A 20,164-nucleotide genomic window follows, 5' to 3' on the forward strand; every position below is an offset into this window, starting at 1 on the left:
CGCCCCGCGCGGGGCCGGCCGGGGGTGAGATGGAGGCATGACTCCCGACCCACCAGCCAAGGACGGAACACCGTCCGAACAGCCGCACCGGCGGCGCGGGCCCCTCGCGGGGCTGAAGCTGCCCGCGGTGCGGCCGCCCACCTTCTCGGGCCGGTTGCACGACGCCCGCACCGCCACCTCCCTGGGGCGGTGGCTGGGAGTCGCCTTCGCCGTGTGCTTCGTGACGGGGCTGATCAGCCACTATCTCCAGCACCCGCCGTCCTGGGCCGCGAACTCCCTGCCGAGCCGCCCCTACTGGGGCTACCGCCTCACCCAGGGCCTGCACATCGCCACCGGGATCGCCGCGATCGTGCTGCTGCTCGCGAAGCTGTGGACCGTCTATCCGAAGCTCTTCACCTGGCCGCCCGTGCGCGGGCTGCGCCACGGACTGGAACGGCTGTCGGTGGCGCTCCTCGTGGCCTCCGCCGTCCTGGAGGTGTTCACCGGACTCCTCAACATCGTCCAGTGGTATCCCTGGCCCTTCGGCTTCATCGAGGTCCACTTCGCCCTCGCCTGGGTGGCCATCGGCTCGATCCTCCTCCACATCGCCCTCAAGGCCCCTGAGATCAGCGCGCATTGGAGCCGCCGCTCGCCCGGCACCCTCCGACTGCCCGCCGAGGACGGCCCGGACCGACGCTCCCTGCTCCTCGGGGTCGGGGCGGCCGTCGGGGCCGTCACCCTGACGACGGTCGGACAGGCCTTCACCCCGCTCAAGGCCTTGGACCTGCTCGGCCCGCGCCACCCCGACCTCGGGCAGCAGGGACTCCCCGTGAACCGGACGGCCGTCGCCGCCGGGGTCGGCCCCGACCAGCTGCGCGACTGGCGCCTCGAAGTGCGCGGGCCGAAGCCCTACACCCTGACCCTGCCCGAGCTGCGCGCCCTGCCCCGGACCCGGGCCGCGCTCCCCATCGCCTGCGTGGAGGGCTGGAGCGCCCAGGCCACCTGGAGCGGCGTCCGCGTCCGTGATCTCCTGGCCCTCGCGGGCGCCCCGAGCGGCGCCGGACTGCGCGTCACCTCGCTGGAGGCGAGCGGCGCCTACCGGGTCATGGAGATGGGCCGCGAGTACGCCGAGGACCCACTGACCCTGCTCGCCCTGGAACTCGACGGCCGGGTGCTCACGCCCGACCACGGCTATCCGGCACGGATCATCGCCCCCAACCGGCCCGGGGTGCTCCAGACCAAGTGGGTCACGCTGCTGGAGGTGATCTGAATGAAGGTCTTCCGGTACGTACTGGGCGGGCTCGGAGTGCTGACCATCGCGATCGGGGCCCGTCTGGTGGCGGGCGTGCCCGATCCCCTCGGCGTCCTGGTCTGGCTCGCCGGCGCGCTCGTCCTGCACGACGGGATCATCGCTCCCGTGGTCCTGGCCGCCGGCCTGCTGGTGGCGGCCGTCCCCGCCCGCGGTCACCTGCGCGGGGCCCTGGTCACCGGGGGCGCGCTGGTGCTCGTCACGCTCCCTGCCCTGCTGCGGCCCGGCAGCCCCGTCAACCCCTCGGCCCTGCCGCTGCCGTACGGGCGGAACCTGCTGATCGTCCTCGCGGCGGTGGCGGTCGTCACCGCCGCCCTCGCCCTCGCCCGGCGCCACCGCCGCCGGGGCCCGCGCCCCTGACCCGCCGTCCGCCCGGCCGGCCCGGCCACCCCACCCGGGCCTGCCGGGCCGCCGGACCAGACCGGCTTGCCCGGCCCATCCGAGCCGCCCGGCCCGCCCGGCCCATCCGATCCCGCCGACCATGCCGGCCCACCCGACCCGCTCCCCACGGTTCATTCGGATCCCCTCCCGCTTCCGCGCACCCTCAGGAATCCGAGCGTCCCGCACTCAGCCGGCGTCCACTTCCCCCACGTGGGGGAGACGCCTCCCCCACCCGGGGGAGACGGGCCGGCGGCGCAGGGCGACGAAGACCCGGCCGTCCACGGTCCAGCGTTCCGGGCGGTCCCAGCCCGCCGCCCCCGCCCGCGCCATCAGCGCGTCCGCGCCGAGCCGGGCCCATTGGAAGGGGGCGCCCAGGGCGCCCCGGCCGTCCGCCACGCTGACCTCGCAGCGCTCGTCGACCTCCGCGTCCACGCACTCCACGATGAGCGTGCCCGTCACGGCCACCAGCTCGCGCATCCGGGTCAACAGCGCCGCCGGATCCCCGCCGATGCCGATGTTCCCGTCGATCAGCAGGGCCGTGTCCCAACGCCCCTCGGCCGGCAACGGCTCGAAGACGGACCGGTGCAACGCGGCGCCGCCCGACCGGGCCGTACGGGCCACCGCCTCCGGGCTGACGTCGATCCCCAGCGCCCGGTGTCCCCGGGCCGCCAGGGCCGACACCAGCCGCCCGGGGCCGCAGCCGATGTCGAGCACCGCCCCCCGGCAGCGCCCCAGGACCGTCCAGTCCGCCGGGTCGGGGGCCTCGCACCAACGCTCCACGTCGAGCGGGAGCAACCAGCCGTCCCCGCGCCTCAGGTAGAGCGGGCCCCGACCGCTGCGCAGGGCCACCGTGTACGGGTCGGCCGTCCAGGCCGCCACCGCGGTCATCCGCGCACCCCCGTCGGGAGGGAGGCCAGCCGCGCCGCGAAACGGCTCGCGGGGGCTTCGGCCGCCACCACCCGGGCGTCCTCGGCGGTGTCCACGTCCCGCAGCGCGGGCAGCCGCCCGACGCGGAGCCCGGCCGCGCGCAGCCGCTCGTACTGTGCGGCTCCCGTCCCGGGCAGGGACATCGGGACCCCGCGCAGCAGGGCGGGGTCCGGCCGCAGCAGGCCGAGTGCCCAGAACCCGCCGTCGAGGGCGGGCCCGAACCAGGCCCCGTACCCCTCCCAGTCGACCGTGAGCAGCTCCGGGGTGACCTGGGGGGTGTCCATCCCGATCAGCAGCGCGGGCCCGGCGCAGTCCGCGAAGGCCGCCGCGAGCCGCTCGTCCAGGGTTCCGGCCGCCTGCGGGCGTACCTCGAAGCCCGGTGGCAGCCACGGTCCGGGCCGCCCGTCGAGTACGAGGACCCGCCGCGCGGCCGGGGCCGCCGCCACGGCGGCGAGGCTGTCGGCGAGCGCGGCCTCCGCCAGCGAGGCCGCCTCGGCGGGGGAGTAGGGCGGGGTGAGGCGGGTCTTGACCCGGCCGGGGACGGGTTCCTTCGCGATGACGAGGAGGGTGGTGGCGCTCATCGGGCACCTCCGGCGGGGCGGTGGCCCGCTCCGGACGCCGACCCCGACCCGGACCCGGACCCCGACCCCGACCCGGGCCCCGACCCCAAGGCAGACGTAGATCCAGCCCCGGCCCCGGCCCCAGCGGCGGACACGGACGTGGTGAGGGTCGCGGCCGGCTCGGCGAGGACCCGGCTCATGTCGCGCACCGCCTGCCAGGTCCCCCGCCAGGTGCCGGTCACCTTCGACTTCCCGGACCGGGGCAGGTACGGCACGTCCACCTCCCGGATCCGCCAGCCCGCGTCCGCCGCCCGCACGACCATCTGCAACGGGTAGCCGGAGCGCCGGTCGGACAGCTCCAGTCCGAGCAGGGCCTCCCGGCGGGCCGCCCGCATCGGCCCCAGGTCGCGCAGCTTCAGCCCGGTGCGGCGGCGCAACAGCCGGGCGAGGGCCAAGTTCCCCACACGGGCGTGGACGGGCCAACTGCCCCGGCCGCGGGGCCTGCGCCGCCCCAGGACGAGGTCCGCCCCACCGTCGGCCACGCGCGCCGCGAAGCCGGCCAGCAGGCCGGGGTCGAGGGAGGCGTCGCAGTCGCAGAAGCAGACGATGTCCGCCTTCGAGGCGAGCAGGCCGGCGTGGCAGGCCGCGCCGAACCCGCGCCGGGACTCGGTCACCACCGTGGCGCCGAGGGCGCGGGCGATCTCGGCGGAGCCGTCGGTGGACCCGTTGTCCACGACCAGGGCCCGCCACCCGGCGGGAATCCGGGCGAGCACCCAGGGCAGCGCCTCGGCCTCGTTCAGACAGGGGAGTACGACATCAACACTCACGGTCATGGTCACGGTTTCACCGTAGGAATCCCGGCGCCCGAAATGGGGCCGGGACTCCTTACGAAACGCGGACGTCAACCCCTGCGGGCCCCTCCGGCCACCCCGAGGGGGTCCGTCGGATGGGACGCTGGAACACATGAGCACCATGGACGCACCGCCCGCGCGGGACCTCGACGCACCGCCCGCGCGGATCCTCGTCGTCGACGACGACCCCACCGTCTCCGAGGTCGTCGCCGGATACCTGCGGCGGTCCGGGTACGAGGTCGAGGAGGCCGCCGACGGCCCGACCGCCCTCCGGGCCGCCGACCGGGCCCGCCCGGACCTCGTGGTCCTCGACCTGATGCTGCCCGGGATCGACGGGCTGGAGGTCTGCCGCAGGCTCCGCGCGACCGGACCCGTCCCGGTGATCATGCTGACGGCCCGGGGCGACGAGGACGACCGGATCACCGGCCTGGAGGTCGGCGCGGACGACTACGTCACGAAGCCGTTCAGTCCGCGCGAGCTGGTCCTGCGGGTCTCCTCCGTGCTCCGGCGCAGCCGGGCCGCGGCGCGGGACGCCGTACCGGGGGCGCGGACGCAGGATCCGACCCAGGGTTCGACGCAGGATGCGGCACAGGCGTCGCCGCGGCCGCTGACCGGCGCCGGTTTGGCGTTGGATCCCGCGACGCACCGGGCGACCCGGGACGGTCTGGAACTCTGCCTGACCCTGCGGGAGTTCGACCTCTTGGCCTACTTCCTGCGGTTCCCCGGCCGGGCGCACGGGCGGGAGGACCTGATGCGGGAGGTGTGGGGCTGGGACTTCGGCGACCTGTCGACGGTCACCGTCCACGTGCGCAGGCTCCGCGCCAAGGTCGAGGAGGACCCGGGTCGGCCGCGACTGATCCAGACGGTGTGGGGCGTCGGGTACCGCTTCGAGCCGACCGGGGTGGCGGCGTGAAGGACATACTGCTCATCGCGCTGTTCGCCCTCGGCGGGGCCGCTTGCGCCGGGCTCCTCGGGGCGCTCGTACTGCGGCTGGTGCGGCGCCGTTCGGTGGCCGTATCCCTCACCGTGATCGCCGGGGTCACCGTCACGGCCATGCTGGCCGGGACGCTCGCCGTGGCGCAGGCGATGTTCCTGTCGGCGCACGACCTCGGCGTCGTCACCCTGGTCGTGGCGATGGCGGCGGTGGTCTCCCTGGCGACCGCCCTGCTGCTGGGCCGCTGGGTCGTGGCCCGCAGTCGGGAACTGTCCCTGGCCGCGCGGGACTTCGGCGACGGTGGCAGCTTCGCCGCGCCGCAGGGGCAGACCACCGCCGAACTGGACTCGCTCTCCCGTGAGTTGGCCGCCACCAGCGCCAAACTGGCCGCCTCGCGCGAGCGGGAGCGTGCCCTGGAGGCCTCGCGGCGGGAGCTGGTCGCCTGGATCTCCCACGACCTGCGCACCCCCCTCGCCGGGCTCCGGGCGATGTCCGAGGCGCTGGAGGACGGCATGGCCGCCGACCCGGCCCGCTACCACCGGCAGATCCGCACCGAGGTGGAGCGGCTCAACGGAATGGTCGGCGACCTCTTCGAGCTGTCCCGCATCCACGCGGGCGCCCTGTCGCTGAGCATGAGCCGGATGTCGGTCTACGACCTGATCGGGGACGCCCTCTCGGGGGTCGACCCGCTCGCCCGCGAGCACGGGGTACGGCTGGTGGGCGACGGGGTGGAACGGGTGCCCGTCGAGGTCGACGGCAAGGAGATGACCCGGGTCCTGGCCAACCTGCTGGTCAACGCCATCCGCCACACCCCCGCCGACGGCACCGTCGCCATCGCCGCCGAACGGCGGTCCGGAGCGCTGGTGCTGTCCGTGACGGACGGCTGCGGGGGCATCCCGACGGAGGACCTCCCCCGGGTGTTCGACACCGGATGGCGGGGCGCGGCCGCGCGGACCCCTCCGGCGGGGGCGGGGCTGGGGCTGGCGATCGTACGGGGCATCGTGGAGGCGCACGCGGGGCGGACGGACGTGCGCAACGTGCCGGGCGGGTGCCGGTTCGAGGTCACCCTCCCGCTGCCCGTGGCGGCCACCGGATCCTGACGCCTCTCGGCGGTCCCGCCCCGGCGGCCCCGCCGTCCCCGCGGACGGGTGGGGCGCGGCCGCCGGGCGGTCGGGTCCTCAGGCCCCGGCGGCGGTGGCCCCGGCAACGGGGGTGGTGGCCGAGTCGCGTTGCGGGGCGTGGGCGAACTCCTTCATCCCCGTCTCGAAGTCCGTCGCCGGGAGCCAGCCCAGCTCGGCGCGCAGCCGCGCGGAGTCCGCGGTGATGTGGCGGACGTCCCCGAGCCGGAACTCCCCGGTGACCACCGGCTCCGGACCGCCGTGGGCGGCGGCCAGGGTGCGGGCCATCTCGCCGATCGTGCGGGGTGTGCCGCTGCCCGTGTTGTACGCGGTGCAGAGCCCCGGCTCCCGGGTGCCCAGGGCCTCCAGCGCCACCACGTTGGCCTCCGCCACGTCCCGCACGTGGACGAAGTCCCGCCGCTGGAGCCCGTCCTCGAAGACCCGCGGCGCCTCGCCCCGGGCCAGCGACGAACGGAAGAAGGAGGCCACCCCCGCGTACGGGGTGTCGCGCGGCATCCCCGGCCCGTACACGTTGTGGTAGCGCAACGACACCGCCCGGCCGTCCACGCTCCGCGCCCACGCGGCGGCCAGGTGCTCCTGGGCCAGCTTCGTGGTGGCGTAGACGTTGCGCGGGTCGGTCGGGGCGTCCTCGTCGACCAGCCCCGGGGCCAGGGTGGCGCCGCAAACAGGACAGTGGGGTTCGAACAGGCCGGCCTCCAGGTCGGCCGCGCGGCGCGGCCCCGGGCGGACCACCCCGTGGCTCGGGCACACGTAGCGGCCCTCCCCGTAGACCACCATCGAGCCGGCCAGCACCAGCCCGCGCACCCCCGCGTCGGCCATCGCGGCCAGCAGTACCGCCGTCCCCAGATCGTTCGCGGAGACGTACTCCGGCGCGTCGGCGAAGTCCTTGCCGAGGCCGACCATCGCCGCCTGATGGCACACGGCGTCCACCCCGCGCAGTGCCGCCCGTACGGCCTCGGGATCGCGCACGTCACCCCGGAGGAACCCGTCGGACGACGCGGGCGACGGTGGCGGCTCCGCCGCCCGTGGCGGGCCCGGCGGGGCCGGATGGGCGGCGGGGAGCAGGGCGTCCAGGACGACGGGATCGTGCCCGCGCCGACGCAGTGCCGTGACGATGTGCGAGCCGATGAACCCGGCTCCTCCGGTGACGAGTACGCGCATGGGAGCGACGCTACGGAGCCGCGGGCCCGAGCGGGGGCCGCCGCGCCCCGCCGTAAGACTTCCGTCATCCCGTACGGCGCCCGGACCGCCCGGGTCGGCCGCGCGCACGGCGGCTCCGTCCCAAGTCAACTCCGTTTGAAACCAAGGGAAATGGCCAAAATCAGGCGACCGGAAGTGGCTTGGGGGGTGTGTAGGGAGGGCATAAGCCCGGCCCGGCCCATTCCACTGGGAGGGGTCGTACGCGCCGTCCTAGGGGGGACCCGTGAACTACTACACCGACGTCATCAAGAGGTACGCCGACTTCGACGGTCGAGCCCGCCGCCAGGAGTACTGGATGTTCGTCCTGTGGAACATCCCGATCGTGATCGTCCTCACCGTCATCGACTTCGCGCTCGGCAGCTACCCCGTCATCACCTGGATCTACACCCTCGCGCTCCTGCTGCCGTCCCTCGGCCTCACGGTCCGGCGGCTGCACGACACCGGCAGGTCCGGCTGGTGGTACCTGATCAGCTTCATCCCGTTCATCGGCGCGATCTGGCTGATCGTCCTGGCGGCCACCGAGGGCAACCGCGGACCGAACGCGTACGGGTCCGACCCCAAGCAGCCGGCCGCCGCCTGAGCGATCCCGCCGATCGCCCGGCCGAGCGCCGCCGCCCACCGGGCGGCGGCGCTTTCGCGTGCGGGGTCCGCGCGCCCGGGGTGACGTGGGTCTCGTCCGTCTTGCGGCAGGGGGCTGTCCATCCCGCCCCGATCACGAGATATCTTGATGTCGAGCAATGTTGCAGACGAGAGACGCAGACTGTGGAGCGGAGCATCCGGTGACTGACTCGACCATCATCTACACGCACACTGACGAGGCCCCGGCCCTCGCGACGTATTCGTTCCTGCCTGTGATCCAGGCGTACGCGTCGACGGCCGGTGTGAATGTCGAGACCCGTGACATCTCCCTGGCAGGTCGGATCATCGCCAGCTTCCCGGAGCACCTGGAAGAGGGCCAGCGGATCGCGGACGCCCTCGCCGAGCTCGGTGAACTCGCCAAGACCCCGGGCGCCAACATCATCAAGCTGCCCAACGTCTCGGCCTCGATCCCGCAGCTCAAGGCCGCGGTCGCCGAGCTCCAGGGCCAGGGCTACGCCCTTCCCGACTACCCGGACGACCCGAAGACCGACGAGGAGCGCGAGATCCGCGCCCGCTTCGACAAGATCAAGGGCAGCGCCGTCAACCCGGTCCTGCGCGAGGGCAACTCCGACCGCCGCGCCCCCGCCTCGGTCAAGAACTACGCCAAGGCCCACCCGCACCGCATGGGCGCCTGGACCCCCGAGTCGAAGACGAACGTCGCCACCATGGGCGCCGACGACTTCCGCTCGACGGAGAAGTCCACCGTGATCGCCGAGGCCGGCACCCTGCGCATCGAGCACGTCGCCGCCGACGGCGCCACCACGGTGCTGCGCGAGTCCGTACCGGTCCTGGCCGGCGAGGTCGTGGACGCGTCCGTCCTGCACGTCGACGCGCTGCGCACCTTCCTCAACGACCAGATCGAGCGTGCCAAGGCCGAGGGCGTCCTGTTCTCCGTGCACCTCAAGGCGACGATGATGAAGGTCTCCGACCCGATCGTCTTCGGCCACGTGGTCCGCGCCTTCCTGCCGAACACCTTCGCGCGCTACGGCGCGACCCTCGCCGCCGCCGGCCTGTCCCCGAACGACGGCCTCGGCTCCATCCTGAACGGCCTGGGCAAGCTGCCCGACGGCGACGCGATCAAGGCCTCGATCGACGCCGAGATCGCCGAGGGCCCGGACCTGGCGATGGTCGACTCCGACAAGGGCATCACCAACCTGCACGTGCCGTCCGACGTCATCGTCGACGCCTCCATGCCGGCCATGATCCGCACCTCCGGCCACATGTGGGGCCCGGACGGCGCCGAGGCCGACACCCTCGCCGTCCTCCCGGACAGCAGCTACGCGGGCGTCTACCAGGTCGTCGTCGACGACTGCCGCGCGCACGGCGCCTACGACCCGTCCACCATGGGCTCGGTGCCGAACGTCGGCCTCATGGCCCAGAAGGCCGAGGAGTACGGCAGCCACGACAAGACCTTCGAGATCGCGAGCGCGGGCACCGTCCGCCTCGTCGACGCCGAGGGCAACACCGTCCTGGAGCAGGAGGTCGCCGCCGGCGACATCTTCCGCGCCTGCCAGACCAAGGACGCCCCGATCCAGGACTGGGTCAAGCTCGCCGTCACCCGCGCCCGCGCCAGCGGCGTTCCGGCCGTCTTCTGGCTGGACGAGGGCCGCGCACACGACGCGCAGCTGATCGCCAAGGTCAAGACCTACCTGGCCGACCACGACACCGAGGGCCTGACCATCAAGGTCCTGTCCCCGGTCGAGGCCACCGCGTACTCCCTGGAGCGGATCCGCCGCGGCGAGGACACCATCTCGGTGACCGGCAACGTGCTGCGCGACTACCTGACCGACCTCTTCCCGATCCTGGAGCTGGGCACCAGCGCCAAGATGCTGTCGGTCGTTCCGCTCATGAACGGCGGCGGCCTCTTCGAGACCGGCGCCGGCGGCTCCGCCCCGAAGCACGTCCAGCAGCTCGTCAAGGAGAACTACCTGCGGTGGGACTCCCTCGGTGAGTTCCTCGCGCTGGCCGTCTCCTTCGAGCACCTCGCGACCACCACCGGCAACGCCCGCGCCCAGGTGCTGGCCGACACCCTGGACCGCGCCACCGGCACCTTCCTCAACGAGGACAAGTCGCCGAGCCGCAAGCTGGGCGGCATCGACAACCGCGGCAGCCACTTCTACCTCGCCCTGTACTGGGCGCAGGAGCTGTCGCGCCAGACCGACGACCCGAAGCTGGCGGCCGCCTTCGACCCGCTGGCCAAGACGCTCGCCGAGTCCGAGCAGAAGATCGTCGCCGAGCTGATCGCGGTCCAGGGTTCGCCGGTCGAGATCGGCGGCTACTACCAGCCCGACGCCACCAAGGCGGCCGCGATCATGCGCCCGTCCGCGACCCTGAACCAGGCGCTCGCGCTGCTGGGCTGACCGCCCCCCGGCGTCAACCGCCACCGCACCACCGCACCACCGCCACCGCCCCGGCCGGGAAGTCTCCGGCCGGGGCGGTGGCGCGTCCGGGGGCCCGGCCCGGGATCGGGCCCGGACGCGGATCCCCGTCCGGCACAGGGTCGCGTCCGGACGGGGATATTCCGTTGTGGCGGGGCGGTGCCGCGGGCTAGTAATACGGGGTGATCACTGGACAGCTGGCCGGGCTGCGTGCCCGTCATCCCGACGACGTGGCGATCCTGCACGCCGAGCTCTACGAGGACGTACCCGGCCACGCGCGCGCGGACTCGCGCCCCTGGCGCCCGCTGGACGCGGGCCACTCCCCGTACGGGACGGAGGAGCCGTCCGCGCAGAAGGCGGTCTTCTCCGTGGTGGACCTGGCCTCCGGGGAGCTCGCGGGAGAGGCCCTCCTGTGGGGGATCGACCTGCACAACCGGGGCGCCCACCTCGGGATGTCCCTGCGCCCGGACTTCCGGGGCCGCGGGCTCGGCGGCGAGACCGTCCGGCTCCTGTGCGCGTACGGGTTCACCGTGCGCGGATTGCACCGGCTCCAGCTGGAGACCCTCGCCGACAACCCGGCCATGATCGGCGCCGGACGGCGCGCCGGATTCCGGGTCGAGGGCACCCTGTCGCGGTCCGCGTGGGTGTACGGGGCCTTCGTGGACGAGGTGATCATGGGTCTGACGGCCGAGGAATGGCAGGGGGAGGCAGCGGGTCGGACCTGACGGGCGCGGGCGGATCGGAACCGGTCGGATCGGGCCCGTGCCCGGTCAGGCCGGCAGCGGGTCCGCCGCCACCCGGAAGCCGATGTTGCCGGCCGAACTGTCCGGGGTGTTGCGGGTGCGGGCCGCGACCCGGTAGCGGTTGCAGTACGAGTCGTGGCACATGTGCGAGCCGCCCCGCATGGTCCGCTCCGGCCCGACCGGCGCGAACCGGTCGGCGCTCCACTCCCACACGTTGCCGACCGCGTTGTACAACCCGAACCCGTTGGGCCGGAAGGACTTCGCGGGCGCGGTTCCCGCGTACCCGTCGGCGCGGGTGTTGTGGCGGGGGAAGTCGCCGTTCCAGATGTTGCACATGTACCGCCCGCCCGGGCGCAGTTCGTCGCCCCACGGGTAGCGCCGTCCCTCCAGCCCGCCGCGCGCGGCGTACTCCCACTCGGGCTCGGTGGGGAGCCGGGTGCCGGACCAGGCGCAGTACGCCCGGGCGTCGTTCCAGGACACGTGGACCACCGGGTGGTCCTGCCGGGCGGCGAAGGCGGAACCCGGCCCCTCGGGGCGGCGCCAGTCGGCCCCGGAGACCGCCCGCCACCAGGGGGTTCCGGCCACCGCCGGTGAGACGGAGGCGAGTTCGGGCTCCAGGAACCCGGCGAAGACGAAGCTGAAGCCGAAGGACTCCGCTTCGGTGACATGGCCGGTGGCCTTCACGAACGAGGCGTACTGGGCGTTGGTGACGGTGGTCGGGGCGATGCGGAACGCCCCGACCACCGCCTCCCGGACCGGCCCCTCCCCGTCCCGCGCGAACGCGTCGGCGTCCTCGGTTCCCATCAGGAACCGGCCCCCCGGAAGGCCGAGGAGGCCCCGGGCGGCCCGCCCCGCCGCCGGGTCCGCCACGACCCGCGGCGGGGGCGGCGCCACCGGCGACAGGTCGAGCGGGCCGGTGGCGCGGGCGGGGGAGCAGCAGGACTTCGGTGCCATGGGGGTCTCCTGGAGGGCCGGTACGGGGATCAGCCGGTGCGGTCGGCGGCCAGCCGCGCGGCGAGCGCCGGTATCCCGAGGTCACGCTCCTGTGCCGGCGTGGCCTGGTACAGCAGGTTCTTCAACTGGTGGGGGTCGGCTGCCAGGTCGTAGTACTCGCGGAAGGCGACCTGCCCCGTGCCGGAGACCGCTCCCGTGGCGTCGGTGTGCAGGTCGTAGTACTCCGTGTACTGCTTGTCCTTCGCGACGTAGGAGGCCCAGGTCTTCGGCCCCTCGCCGCCCGTGCCCTGCTTCCACCACTGGACCAGGAGGTGGTCCCGGTCGGTGGTGCCGAGGAGCGAATGCCCGTCCTGGCCCGCGGGCCGGGGGATCCCGGCCGCTTCGAGGATGGTCGGCGCGATGTCGATGTTCGCCACGATCCGGTCGTCGGTGGTCCCGCCGCCGAGTCCGCCGGCAGGCCAGGACAGGTAGAACGGCACCTCGTGGGAGGGGGAGTAGGGCACCGACTTCTTCAACCAGCCGTGGTCGGCCCAGGTGTAGCCGTTGTCCCCGGTGAAGATGACGAGGGTGTTCTCCAACTGGCCCAGCGCCGCGAGCTTGTCGCGGAGGGCCTGGACGGCGTCGTCCACGGAGAGCAGGCTGCGCAGTTGGCGGGTGCGCAGCTCACGGGCGTCGTCCAGGGTGGCCGTCGCGTCGCGGATGTAGGCCGGCTTGTCGGAGCGGTCCGCCTCGGGGACGGAGGGGCGCCCGTTCCACGCGGGGACCGGTGTCTGGGCGTACTTGGGCGCCGGTACGTTCGGCGAGTGGGAGGCGAACGGGGTCACGTATGCGAACCACGGGCGGCTGTCGGTGGCGGCCTTGTCGAGGAAGGCGAGGGTCTTGTTCTTGACGATGTTCGTCGTGTAGCCCTCGATCTCCTGGACCGTGCCGTTCACGTTCCAGCGGGCGTTGTTGTAGGCGGGCTGGAGGAGCGCCCACTCCTCGAAGTGCTGCGGATTGTCCGCCAGCGTCCAGGAGTTGAGGTACTTGCCGAAGAGTCCCGTGCGGTAGCCGGCCTGCTTGAGGTGGCGCTGCACGGTGGTCGACTGGTCGAGGCTGTAGGAGGCCCCGTTGTTGCGCACCCCGTGGTGGTGCGCGTGGCGGCCGGAGAAGATCGAGGACCGCGAGGGTGCGCAGAGCGGGGTCGCGGAATGGCCGTGGGTGAAGGTGACGCCCTGCCCACCGAGCCAGTCGATGACCTTGGGGATGGCCCAGTCGGTGTGCTTGGGCTGGTCGTCGGTGACGATCAGCAGGATGTTGGGCCGCGCGCCGGCGGTCGCGCCGGCGCCCGTGGCCGCCTGGGCCAGGGCCGGGGTGGCGGCCGAGGCGGCAACCGCTGCCGCGCCGGCGATGAAGCCGCGTCGGCCGACGGACGACTTGCGGGACGCGCCTGTGCTGGGGTGCTCGCTCACGAGAGGTCTCCTGTACGTGCGGGGGAGTGTGACGTACGTACCGGGCTCGCCCGGCCGGAGTGCCCCGGCGGTTGAAACCCGCAGGTCAGACCCTAGAATTCGGAACTCCCCCACTCAATGGATCCCCCGTGGCAGTGCCGTGGCAGTGCTGTGGCGTCCGTGTACCGCGCGTGTAACGCGCACGCGCACGCGGCCCGTCCGGACCCCGCCCCCCCGCGACACCCCTCAGAGCCGGTGCACGCGGCCCTGTCCCACGCCGAGCGGGTCGCGGGCGGCGGCCAGGATGCGCAGGCCCGGGGCGACGGCGAGCAGTCCGCGCAGCCACTCCAGGGCCCCGGGGCTCAGTCGCTCGCCCCCGTCCAGCACCAGCAGCATGTCCCGCTCGGCGAGTTGGGAGGCGGCGTCGGCCGTCGCGCACGGCAGGAAGGGCATGCCGGGAAGACAGCCCAGCGCGGCCACGAGCCCGCGTACGCTTCCGTCCCCGGGCACGGTCAGGACGGCCGTCCCGTCGCAGAAGTTGGACGAGAGCCGCCGCGCGACGTCCCGTACGAGGACGCTCCGGGCCTCGCGGTCGGGACCGGTCACGGTCAACACCCTGCCGCGTCGTACGGCGGTGAGCAGCAGCGACAGTTCGGCCGAGGTGGTCGGAAGCGTTCCCGTACCGCCCCGGGAGCCGACAGGCCCGGATTCCCCCATGTTCACGATGCCCCCCATTGCATGCGTGACCAAGTGCGGCAAGAGGGATGTTCGAGCCGCATGACGATGAGTATCCGCCATTTCCGTCGCATGACCAGGGGAATGTCGCATTCCGCCGAATGGCCGGTGCCGTCCCATGATCACCGCACTCGTCGGGGCCGCGCCGGCGCCCTACGGGGCGTCGGGCCCGGCCCGTCGGACGGGCGAGCGGCCCCTCCTCGTGGTGCGATGGCGATCATGGGCCATGACCACGGTGCACCCTCCGCCGCCGCAGGCGGCGGCACCCTCACCGGCACGTACCGCAAGCGCCTGCTGTGGACGATCGGGATCAGCGCGGCGATCACCCTCGTCCAAGTGGTCGGCTCCGTGCTGTCGGGCAGTCTCGCCCTGCTCGCCGACGCCGCCCACAGCCTCACCGACGCCGTCGGCGTCTCCCTGGCGCTGGGCGCGGTCACCCTCGCCCAGCGGGCGCCCACCCCGCGCCGCACCTTCGGCTTCTACCGGGTCGAGATCTTCTCGGCCGCCCTGAACGCCCTGCTCCTGCTCGGCATCTTCGGCTGGGTCCTCTACTCGGCCGTGCGCCGGTTCAGCGAGCCCGTCGAGGTCAAGGGCGGGCTGATGTTCGCCGTCGCCGTGGTGGGCCTCGCCGCCAACGCGGTCGGGCTGTGGCTGCTGCGCGACGCCAAGGACCAGAGCCTCAACCTGCGCGGCGCCTACCTGGAGGTGCTCGGCGACGCCCTCGGATCGGTGGCCGTCATCGTCGGCGGCCTGGTCATCGTCCTCACCGGCTGGCAGGCCGCCGACCCGATCGCCTCCCTCGTGATCGGCCTGATGATCGTCCCGAGGGCCTACGGGCTGCTGCGCGACGCGGGCCACGTCCTGCTGGAGGCCACCCCGCAGGACATGGACCTCACCGAGGTGCGCCGGCACCTCCTCGAAGAGCCGGGCGTGCTCGACGTGCACGACCTCCACGCCTGGACCGTCACCTCCGGCATGCCGGTGCTCACCGCGCACGTGGTCGTGGCCGAGGACATCCTGCGCGGCGAGGACCACGGCCACCTCCTCACCCGTTTGCAGGCCTGTGTCGGGGACCATTTCGACATCGCGCACTCCACCCTCCAACTGGAGCCCAAGGGCCACGTGGAGGACGGGAACGCCCTGCACGCCTGACGCGGGCCCTGGGTCCGGCGGATTCCCGGCCCGGCTTGAGGGCCCGCCCGGTCCATCACGGGGACGAGCCGGCTGGGCCGGATGGTGGAGCGCGTGTAGACGACGCGCGGGACGCGGCGCGTCGGGGCCGGGAGAACACCCCGCCGACGGTCCCGACCGGGCACGCGAGCGGTACGCGGGCCACCGGGGGAGGCGTTGCCCGTGCGTCCGCCCGAGCGCCGTGAGGCCCCCGCGCCCTGTCGCGCCAAGGCGGTCGGGGCCCGGGCCCCCTTGGCGCCGGCAAAGCGGCGGGCGTAGCTCCTGTGGTCCCCGTGACGTACGCGCCGCGACCCCGCCCGCCCCTGAACAGTTGTCCGGAGCAGGGGAATCGGCTCTACTGCTGTGCAGTCCCGGCACCGGGGCATATTCCTGGGAGGGGCTCCACGATGACACCGGACCGGCGAGCCGACCGGCGCGCGCGGGGACGGGCGGGGCCCGCCTCGCACCGGCGCCGCTCCCGCCTCCGCAGACGCGGCCCCTTACTGACCCTGCTCCTCTCCACGTTCCTCCTCGTCGGCCTCTGCGCCGTCACCGGCATCCTCTGGGACCCCTTCCGGGCCGCCGCCGGACAGGACGACGCGCGCCCGGCCGCCGAGGCGTCCCGAACCACCGGGCCCTCCTCCGCGCCCGACGCCTCCGCAGGGGTCTCCCCGGGCGCCGAGGCCGACCGGGCGGCCTCGCCGGGCAGTGCCAAGCCGACACCGTCCGCGGCCCTGCGGGTCCGGAGCGACGGCGCGGGCGAGCGGCCCGCCGGAGTCCTGCCCTTCGACCTCCCCGACCCGACCGCACTGCGCACCGGGGCCGCGGGCCGGAAGCTGGTGTTCGCCCACTACTTCACCCCGTACCCGCTCTCCCTCGACAACGCGAGCGCCGACGCCGACTACTACACCCGCAACTACCTCGACCCGGACGGGGAGAACGGCAAGCACGAGCGCTACGGGGGCCTGCTGCGCGACCGCCCGCTGCCCGTGGCACCCCGGCAGGGCGAGTGGGAGTACGCCAACCTCCAGCAGGAGGTCCGCACCGCCCGCGCCGCCGGCATCGACGGGTTCACCCTCGACCTGCTCTCCCTCTCCGGGAAGAACTGGGAACGCTCCAACCTCCTGATGCGGGCGGCCCATTCGGTGGATCCCGCCTTCAGGATCATGCTGATGCCGGACATGACCTCCCTCGGCACGGACGACCCGGGCGTGCTCGCCGACGCCGTCGCCACCCTCGCCGCGGCTCCCGCCGCGCACCGGCTCGGTGACGGGCGGCTCGTGGTGTCCCCCTTCAAGGCGGAGGCCAAGAGCGCCGCCTGGTGGAGCCGGTTCATGGAAGTGCTCACGTCGAAGTACCAGGTCCGTACCGCGCTGGTCCCACTCTTCCTCGACTACGGGGCCAACAACGAGTCCTTCGCGCCCATCAGTTACGGGTTCTCCGAATGGGGCAGCCGCAGCTACGTCGGCCAGGAGGGAGCCGCCCGCGACGCCCGGCGCGCCCACGACCTCGGCAAGATCTGGATGCAGCCGGTGTCGGTCCAGGACGCCCGCCCCAACCAGGGGATCTACGACGAGGCCGGCAACACCGCCACCCTGCGCTCCACCTGGACGCACGCCATCGACGACGGCGCCGACTGGGTCCAACTGACCACCTGGAACGACTACTCCGAGGGCAGCCAGTTCGCCCCGTCCCTGCACAACGGCTACACCTACCTGGACCTCACCTCCTACTACCTGACCCGCTTCAAGACCGGCGCATGGCCCGAGATCGTCCGCGACACCCTCTACCTCACCGGCCGCACCCAGTTCGCCGCCGCCGACCCGTCCGGCGACCAGAAGGTGGTGATGTCCCCGCGCAAGGGCAGCGCCGCCCCCCGCGACACCGTCGAGGTGCTGAGCTTCCTCGCCGAGTCCGGGACCGTCCGTACGACCGTCGGCTCCGTCAACGGCGAGCACGAGGCCCCGGCCGGGGTCCACTCCCGCCTGCTGCCGCTGGGGCCGGGCACCAGTTCGGCGGCGGTGGTCCGGGGCGGCCGGTCCCTGGCCGGGGTGGAGTTGCCCTATCCGGTCGACCGCAAGGTCGAGGTGCAGGACCTCCAGTACTACGCGGCGAGCAGTGGACGCAGGCCCTAAGTCCTCCCTTCGAGGACCTTGGTCACCCAATATCTAGTGGTCGCGGCTTGCGGTCACATCCATATGTAGTGTTGGCCCTGCCGGTTCGGCGGGGCCTCGCTCATGTCCGCCCCGACCGAGGCAACAGGGAATCCGGTGGGAATCCGGGACTGCCCCGCAACGGTGAGCGCGCCCCCGGGCGTGCGAGTCCGACACCTGCCGGCGCCGATCCACACATCCGTGCGAAGCCTCGTGGGAGGGCTGCCGTGACGTCCGTCGACGCCGTAGAGACCGTGACCGAATACCTGGAACGCCGTGACTGGCGGGTGAACGCCAACGCCAACCAGGGATACTCGCTGGGCGGCCTCATCCTCAACGCCGCGGGCAAACTGACCGCCACCTACTGGCTGGAGCAGGTCTACCCGCCCGAGGTGGCCCGCGCCCACCGCGAGGGCGACCTCCACCTCCACGACCTGGACATGCTCTCCGGCTACTGCGCCGGCTGGTCCCTGCGCACCCTGCTCACCGAGGGACTCGGCGGGATACCCGGGCAGATCGACTCCGCCCCGCCCCGGCACCTGTCCTCCGCCGTCGGTCAGATGGTGAACTTCCTGGGCACCCTCCAGAACGAATGGGCCGGGGCCCAGGCCTTCTCCTCCTTCGACACCTGCCTCGCGCCCTACGTCCGCCTCGACGCGCTGACGTAGGAGCAGGTCCGCCAGTGCGTCCAGGAGCTGGTCCACAACCTCAACGTCCCCTCCCGCTGGGGCACCCAGACCCCCTTCACCAACCTCACCTTCGACTGGACCTGCCCCGAGGACCTGCGCGACCAGGTGCCCGTCGTCGGCGGCGAGGAGGTGGACTTCACCTACGGGGACCTCCAGGCGGAGATGGACCTCCTCAACCGGGCCTACATCGAGGTCATGACCGAAGGCGACGCCACGGGGCGGGTGTTCACCTTTCCCATCCCCACCTACAACATCACCGCGGACTTCCCCTGGGAGAGCGAGAACGCGGAGCGGCTCTTCGCGATGACCGCCAAGTATGGGCTCCCGTACTTCCAGAACTTCATCAACTCCGCACTGCGACCCCACATGATCCGCTCCATGTGCTGCCGCCTCCAGCTCGACCTCACCGAACTCCTCAAGCGCGGCAACGGCCTCTTCGGGAGCGCCGAACAGACCGGATCCCTCGGCGTGGTCACCCTCAACTGCGCCCGCCTCGGCCACCGTTACGCCGGCGACGAGGACGCCCTGATGGCCGAACTGGACCGGCTGTGCGAGCTGGCCAGGGACAGCCTGGAGTTGAAGCGGGTCACCGTGCAGGACCTCATCGACGGAGGCCTGTTCCCCTACACCAAGCGCTACCTCGGCACCCTGCGCAACCACTTCTCCACCATCGGGGTCAACGGGATCAACGAGATGATCCGCAACTTCACCGCGGACGCCGACGACATCACCACCCCGGCCGGCCACGCCCTCGCCCTCCGGCTCCTGGACCGGGTGCGGGCCCGCATGACCGAGTTCCAGGAGCGCACCGGACACCTCTACAACCTGGAGGCCACCCCGGCCGAGGGCACCACCTACCGCTTCGCGAAGGAGGACCGGGCCCGCTTCCCCGGCATCCTCCAGGCCGGCACGGAGGCCAACCCGTACTACACCAACTCCAGCCAGCTGCCCGTCGGATGGACCGACGATCCCTTCGAGGCGCTGGAGCGCCAGGACGAACTCCAGACCAAGTACACCGGCGGCACCGTCCTGCACCTCTACACCCCCGAACGGATCCCCACCGCCGAGGCCTGCCGCAAGCTGGTGCGGCGCTCCCTGGAGAACTTCCGCCTGCCCTACCTGACCGTCACCCCCACCTTCTCCATCTGCGCCGAGCACGGCTACCTCGACGGCGAAAGGCCCGCCTGCCCCACCTGTGGAGCCGAGTGCGAGGTGTGGACCCGCGTGATGGGCTACCACCGCCCCGTCTCCTCCCTCAACATCGGCAAGAAGGGCGAGCACGCCGAACGGGTCCCCTTCCGGGCCTCCTCGGGCGCCCCCGCCGACGCCCCCTCCCGGGCTCCCGAGGCGGCCCTGTGATCCGGATCGGCGGCTGGTTCGCACTGTCCACCTGCGACTGGCCCGGCCGCCTGGTGACCACCGTGTTCTGCCAGGGCTGCCCCTGGCGCTGCGGCTACTGCCACAACCCCGAACTGCTCCCCGCCCGAGCGCCGGCCGCCGCCGGCTGGGACGAGGTCGCACGGCACCTGGCCCGCCGCACCGGGCTCCTGGACGGCGTGGTCTTCTCCGGCGGCGAACCCCTCCTCCAGCGCGGCCTGCCCGAAGCCGTACGGGAGGCCCGCGCGCTGGGCCTGGAGGTCGGGCTGCACACCGGCGGTGCCTTCCCGCGCCGCTTCGCCCGGCTCCTGGACGCCGGCCTGTTGGACTGGGTCGGCTTCGACGTGAAGGCGCCGCCCGGCCGCTACGAGCGGGTCACCGGGATCGGCCACGCCGCCGCCTCGGCGGAACGCAGCCTGCGCCTGCTGCTCGCCTCCGGGGTGCCGCACCAACTCCGCACCACCGTCGACCCCGCCCTCCTCGACGGGCGGGCCCTGACCGACCTCGACGCCTGGCTCGCCTCCCTCGGAGCCGCCCCGCCCGTACGCCAACCCGCCCGCGCGGCCACACCGTAGGAGCCGGAGCGCAGCCTGACCTCCGGCGGCGCGCCCGGGGC

17 protein-coding genes, 1 pseudogene and 1 riboswitch are annotated in these 20,164 nt (G+C 73.2%); of the genes and pseudogenes, 11 read left to right on the plus strand and 7 right to left on the minus strand.

What is annotated here, in order from left to right:
• Positions 1–37 precede the first annotated feature (37 nt).
• A complete protein-coding gene (locus ACIOD1_RS06145; protein WP_365619906.1) occupies positions 38–1,249 on the plus strand; it encodes a molybdopterin-dependent oxidoreductase in 1,212 nt (403 codons plus the stop codon).
• Positions 1,250–1,648, plus strand: coding sequence for a hypothetical protein (locus tag ACIOD1_RS06150; protein ID WP_401900531.1), 399 nt, complete (start codon positions 1,250–1,252; stop codon positions 1,646–1,648). It begins immediately after the preceding gene.
• 207 nt (positions 1,649–1,855) lie between these two features.
• Here the strand turns inward: ACIOD1_RS06150 and ACIOD1_RS06155 are convergent, their stop codons facing one another.
• From ACIOD1_RS06155 to ACIOD1_RS06165, 3 genes are read right to left on the minus strand one after another with little or no spacing between them, the layout of a single operon-like run.
• Entirely contained in the window at positions 1,856–2,557 is a 702-nt protein-coding gene (locus ACIOD1_RS06155; RefSeq protein ID WP_401900533.1) for a class I SAM-dependent methyltransferase, read from the minus strand.
• Positions 2,554–3,177, minus strand: a complete 624-nt coding sequence (locus ACIOD1_RS06160; RefSeq protein WP_365619898.1) for a DUF2064 domain-containing protein — start codon at positions 3,175–3,177, stop codon at positions 2,554–2,556. Before ACIOD1_RS06160 ends, ACIOD1_RS06155 begins: the two co-directional genes overlap by 4 nt.
• Positions 3,174–3,989 carry a glycosyltransferase family 2 protein gene (locus ACIOD1_RS06165; RefSeq protein ID WP_401901374.1) on the minus strand — a complete coding sequence of 272 codons (816 nt, stop codon included), beginning with the start codon at positions 3,987–3,989 and terminating at the stop codon, positions 3,174–3,176. Before ACIOD1_RS06165 ends, ACIOD1_RS06160 begins: the two co-directional genes overlap by 4 nt.
• A gap of 130 nt (positions 3,990–4,119) precedes the next feature.
• On the opposite strand from ACIOD1_RS06165, the gene ACIOD1_RS06170 reads away from it, so the two are divergent.
• Both ACIOD1_RS06170 and ACIOD1_RS06175 read left to right on the plus strand, forming a co-directional pair.
• A complete protein-coding gene (locus tag ACIOD1_RS06170; protein ID WP_401900535.1) occupies positions 4,120–4,920 on the plus strand; it encodes a response regulator transcription factor in 801 nt (266 codons plus the stop codon).
• The gene (locus tag ACIOD1_RS06175; protein ID WP_365619895.1) at positions 4,917–6,041 is read left to right on the plus strand and encodes a HAMP domain-containing sensor histidine kinase; all 1,125 of its coding nucleotides are present in this window, start codon (positions 4,917–4,919) and stop codon (positions 6,039–6,041) included. The genes ACIOD1_RS06170 and ACIOD1_RS06175 overlap by 4 nt, the downstream gene beginning before the upstream one ends.
• A 78-nt stretch (positions 6,042–6,119) precedes the next feature.
• Here ACIOD1_RS06175 and ACIOD1_RS06180 read toward each other — a convergent pair whose 3' ends face one another.
• The gene (locus ACIOD1_RS06180; protein ID WP_401900538.1) at positions 6,120–7,241 is read right to left on the minus strand and encodes an NAD-dependent epimerase/dehydratase family protein; all 1,122 of its coding nucleotides are present in this window, start codon (positions 7,239–7,241) and stop codon (positions 6,120–6,122) included.
• Positions 7,242–7,503: 262 nt separating this feature from the next.
• Here ACIOD1_RS06180 and ACIOD1_RS06185 point away from each other — a divergent pair, with 262 nt between their 5' ends.
• The 3 genes from ACIOD1_RS06185 to ACIOD1_RS06195 all read left to right on the plus strand — a co-directional run bounded on the left by ACIOD1_RS06185 (position 7,504) and on the right by ACIOD1_RS06195 (position 11,022).
• Positions 7,504–7,860 (plus strand): DUF805 domain-containing protein, encoded by a 357-nt coding sequence (locus ACIOD1_RS06185; protein WP_365619889.1) that lies wholly within the window; start codon positions 7,504–7,506, stop codon positions 7,858–7,860.
• 199 nt (positions 7,861–8,059) lie between these two features.
• Positions 8,060–10,279 carry an NADP-dependent isocitrate dehydrogenase gene (locus tag ACIOD1_RS06190; protein ID WP_401900540.1) on the plus strand — a complete coding sequence of 740 codons (2,220 nt, stop codon included), beginning with the start codon at positions 8,060–8,062 and terminating at the stop codon, positions 10,277–10,279.
• A 200-nt stretch (positions 10,280–10,479) separates the two neighbouring features.
• A complete protein-coding gene (locus ACIOD1_RS06195; protein ID WP_365619883.1) occupies positions 10,480–11,022 on the plus strand; it encodes a GNAT family protein in 543 nt (180 codons plus the stop codon).
• Positions 11,023–11,067: 45 nt separating this feature from the next.
• Here the strand turns inward: ACIOD1_RS06195 and ACIOD1_RS06200 are convergent, their stop codons facing one another.
• The 3 genes from ACIOD1_RS06200 to ACIOD1_RS06210 all read right to left on the minus strand — a co-directional run bounded on the left by ACIOD1_RS06200 (position 11,068) and on the right by ACIOD1_RS06210 (position 14,147).
• A complete protein-coding gene (locus ACIOD1_RS06200) occupies positions 11,068–11,994 on the minus strand; it encodes a formylglycine-generating enzyme family protein (protein ID WP_401900542.1) in 927 nt (308 codons plus the stop codon).
• A gap of 29 nt (positions 11,995–12,023) precedes the next feature.
• The gene (locus ACIOD1_RS06205) at positions 12,024–13,445 is read right to left on the minus strand and encodes a sulfatase (protein WP_365619877.1); all 1,422 of its coding nucleotides are present in this window, start codon (positions 13,443–13,445) and stop codon (positions 12,024–12,026) included.
• Positions 13,446–13,670: 225 nt separating this feature from the next.
• Positions 13,671–14,147 (minus strand): hypothetical protein, encoded by a 477-nt coding sequence (locus ACIOD1_RS06210; protein ID WP_365619874.1) that lies wholly within the window; start codon positions 14,145–14,147, stop codon positions 13,671–13,673.
• A 222-nt stretch (positions 14,148–14,369) separates the two neighbouring features.
• On the opposite strand from ACIOD1_RS06210, the gene ACIOD1_RS06215 reads away from it, so the two are divergent.
• From ACIOD1_RS06215 to ACIOD1_RS06230, 4 genes and pseudogenes are all read left to right on the plus strand, one after another.
• Positions 14,370–15,311 (plus strand): cation diffusion facilitator family transporter, encoded by a 942-nt coding sequence (locus ACIOD1_RS06215; RefSeq protein WP_401900545.1) that lies wholly within the window; start codon positions 14,370–14,372, stop codon positions 15,309–15,311.
• 425 nt (positions 15,312–15,736) lie between these two features.
• Positions 15,737–17,464, plus strand: coding sequence for an endo-1,3-alpha-glucanase family glycosylhydrolase (locus ACIOD1_RS06220; protein WP_365619868.1), 1,728 nt, complete (start codon positions 15,737–15,739; stop codon positions 17,462–17,464).
• A gap of 64 nt (positions 17,465–17,528) precedes the next feature.
• Positions 17,529–17,682, plus strand: a riboswitch (cobalamin riboswitch).
• Positions 17,683–17,769: 87 nt separating this feature from the next.
• Positions 17,770–19,530, plus strand: a pseudogene (locus tag ACIOD1_RS06225) (ribonucleoside triphosphate reductase).
• Positions 19,527–20,123 carry an anaerobic ribonucleoside-triphosphate reductase activating protein gene (locus ACIOD1_RS06230; protein WP_365619862.1) on the plus strand — a complete coding sequence of 199 codons (597 nt, stop codon included), beginning with the start codon at positions 19,527–19,529 and terminating at the stop codon, positions 20,121–20,123. The pseudogene ACIOD1_RS06225 and the gene ACIOD1_RS06230 overlap by 4 nt, the downstream one beginning before the upstream one ends.
• The last annotated feature ends 41 nt before the right edge of the window (positions 20,124–20,164 follow it).

The organism is Streptomyces sp. NPDC088097 (assembly GCF_044741845.1).
Classification (GTDB): Bacteria; Actinomycetota; Actinomycetes; order Streptomycetales; family Streptomycetaceae; genus Streptomyces.

What these genes read in the sequence shown, in the direction of transcription:
- ACIOD1_RS06145 (WP_365619906.1), top strand. Translation starts at nt 38, where the DNA reads ATGACTCCCGACCCACCAGCCAAGGACGGAACACCGTCCGAACAGCCG.
- ACIOD1_RS06150 (WP_401900531.1), top strand. Translation starts at nt 1,250, where the DNA reads ATGAAGGTCTTCCGGTACGTACTGGGCGGGCTCGGAGTGCTGACCATC.
- ACIOD1_RS06155 (WP_401900533.1), bottom strand. Translation starts at nt 2,557, where the DNA reads ATGACCGCGGTGGCGGCCTGGACGGCCGACCCGTACACGGTGGCCCTG.
- ACIOD1_RS06160 (WP_365619898.1), bottom strand. Translation starts at nt 3,177, where the DNA reads ATGAGCGCCACCACCCTCCTCGTCATCGCGAAGGAACCCGTCCCCGGC.
- ACIOD1_RS06165 (WP_401901374.1), bottom strand. Translation starts at nt 3,989, where the DNA reads ATGACCGTGAGTGTTGATGTCGTACTCCCCTGTCTGAACGAGGCCGAG.
- ACIOD1_RS06170 (WP_401900535.1), top strand. Translation starts at nt 4,120, where the DNA reads ATGAGCACCATGGACGCACCGCCCGCGCGGGACCTCGACGCACCGCCC.
- ACIOD1_RS06180 (WP_401900538.1), bottom strand. Translation starts at nt 7,241, where the DNA reads ATGCGCGTACTCGTCACCGGAGGAGCCGGGTTCATCGGCTCGCACATC.
- ACIOD1_RS06200 (WP_401900542.1), bottom strand. Translation starts at nt 11,994, where the DNA reads ATGGCACCGAAGTCCTGCTGCTCCCCCGCCCGCGCCACCGGCCCGCTC.
- ACIOD1_RS06215 (WP_401900545.1), top strand. Translation starts at nt 14,370, where the DNA reads ATGGCGATCATGGGCCATGACCACGGTGCACCCTCCGCCGCCGCAGGC.
- ACIOD1_RS06220 (WP_365619868.1), top strand. Translation starts at nt 15,737, where the DNA reads ATGACACCGGACCGGCGAGCCGACCGGCGCGCGCGGGGACGGGCGGGG.